At 34.9% G+C, this 1,417-nt stretch carries 5 protein-coding genes; all 5 read left to right on the top strand.

Translation table 11 applies throughout. The features are described from left to right. Window positions 1–180, top strand: a 180-nt coding sequence (locus tag AC30RD_RS09285) for a hypothetical protein (RefSeq protein WP_489494257.1), incomplete at its 5' end; no start/stop codon positions are given. Continuing rightward, on the top strand, window positions 171–485 hold the full coding sequence (locus AC30RD_RS09280) for a DUF3127 domain-containing protein (protein ID WP_489494255.1): 315 nt from the start codon (window positions 171–173) through the stop codon (window positions 483–485). The genes AC30RD_RS09285 and AC30RD_RS09280, both read left to right, overlap by 10 nt. A 122-nt stretch (window positions 486–607) precedes the next feature. Next, window positions 608–850 carry a hypothetical protein gene (locus AC30RD_RS09275; protein WP_489494254.1) on the top strand — a complete coding sequence of 81 codons (243 nt, stop codon included), beginning with the start codon at window positions 608–610 and terminating at the stop codon, window positions 848–850. A 24-nt stretch (window positions 851–874) separates the two neighbouring features. Next, the gene (locus AC30RD_RS09270) at window positions 875–1,075 is read left to right on the top strand and encodes a DUF8033 domain-containing protein (RefSeq protein WP_489494252.1); all 201 of its coding nucleotides are present in this window, start codon (window positions 875–877) and stop codon (window positions 1,073–1,075) included. Further along, window positions 1,075–1,417, top strand: a 343-nt coding sequence (locus AC30RD_RS09265; RefSeq protein WP_489494251.1) for a helix-turn-helix domain-containing protein, incomplete at its 3' end; no start/stop codon positions are given. The genes AC30RD_RS09270 and AC30RD_RS09265, both read left to right, overlap by 1 nt.

Below are 1,417 nucleotides of genomic sequence, written 5' to 3'. Positions count from 1 at the left end.
GCAATTAATAACTCGGAATTAGAAATGGATGTCCTTAAAAAGAGCCAAGATAAGGTTCATGAATTACATGAAAAGATTATTAGATTGAAAAACGAAAATTCTGGATTGAAATTCAAACTAGAAAGAATACAGAAACATAGTAAGAGTCTAACTTTAAATTTGGAAACGATATGCAATTAAGAGGTAAAGTAGTTAAAATCCATGACATAGAAAAGTTCTCGGATAAATTTGAAAAACAAGTGGTACTCGTAGAACAAGAAGGTGTCAAGTACGATGCGACAGTTCCTTTAGAGCTTATCAATGATAAGATAAGTGATGTCGGTGGAAGGTTAGCAGTCGGTGAAACATTTACGTTCAGTATTAATATATCGGGTAGAGAGTGGAAAGACAAGCACTTTGTAAGCCTTCGTGCTTGGAAATGTGAGGTTGAAACAGGGGGTGGTAATCCCAGTATTGAAAACTCTAAGGAAGGACTTCCGTTTTAGGATGTTGGTTGATTTGTTAAAATTAGAGGAGATTTAAAAGTTTCCTCTTTTTTTTTCCCCTTTTCTTTTGTGTTCTGAAAAATAGTTTTATATTTGTGTCATACTAATTAAAACAAAGCATCATGTCAAATTTAGCATTAAGGTTCACACAAAACGAGTTCAAAGCACTAGCAAAAGAATTATACGAACAAGGTCTAGGTAACACTCAATTACGTTACACAACGGATGGCAGAATTTATGTCCTTACCTCAAGCGATTACACGATGGATAAGGTTTGGGATATTGCTGAAAATTTAGGTTTAAAACAAGCAAGAATAGACTACTGTGCTGTTTACACAGGAAGCGACATCATTAACGTTCTATAATACTAATCACTAAAACAAAACAAAATGACTACTCAGAAACTAAGCAAGTACACTAAAAATCTATCAATCAAGAATTTCAATGAGGTTTGGTCTTACACCACTAAAGTAGCGATTATTAATAGTGACCATATACAAGAATTAGGTTACTGGAGCATGACAACCCGAAAGCATATCAACTATGTTGGAATGGAATATAACTTACCTGTAACTAATTTCAACGAATAATGGAAACCCCAAGCTACTACTCAATAATAACTGCGGAAGTGAGGTACGATAAAGACCTGACTCCTAACGCTAAATTACTGTACTCGGAGATAACAGCCTTGACAAATAAGAACGGGAAGTGTTGGGCTTCCAATGGCTACTTTTCTGGATTATACAAAGTGTCCAAGGTTACTATTTCTAAATGGGTAAACCAACTGGCAAAAAAGGAATACATCAACGTTACTTTTTTATACATCAAAGGAACAAAGCAAATTGACAAGCGAATTATCACCCTTACCCCCGTTAAAGAAAACGATAACACCCCTCAAAGAAAAGTTAAAGGGGGTGTTAAAGAAAACCTTT

Source organism: Nitrosophilus sp. (assembly GCF_982775275.1).
Note: the sequence above shows the minus strand (reverse complement) of the source record. Positions and strands in the feature narration are given on the sequence as shown.

Excerpts from the sequence above, each read along its gene's own strand:
- AC30RD_RS09275 (WP_489494254.1), top strand. The coding sequence starts at position 608 with ATGTCAAATTTAGCATTAAGGTTCACACAAAACGAGTTCAAAGCACTA.
- AC30RD_RS09270 (WP_489494252.1), top strand. The coding sequence starts at position 875 with ATGACTACTCAGAAACTAAGCAAGTACACTAAAAATCTATCAATCAAG.
- AC30RD_RS09280 (WP_489494255.1), top strand. The coding sequence starts at position 171 with ATGCAATTAAGAGGTAAAGTAGTTAAAATCCATGACATAGAAAAGTTC.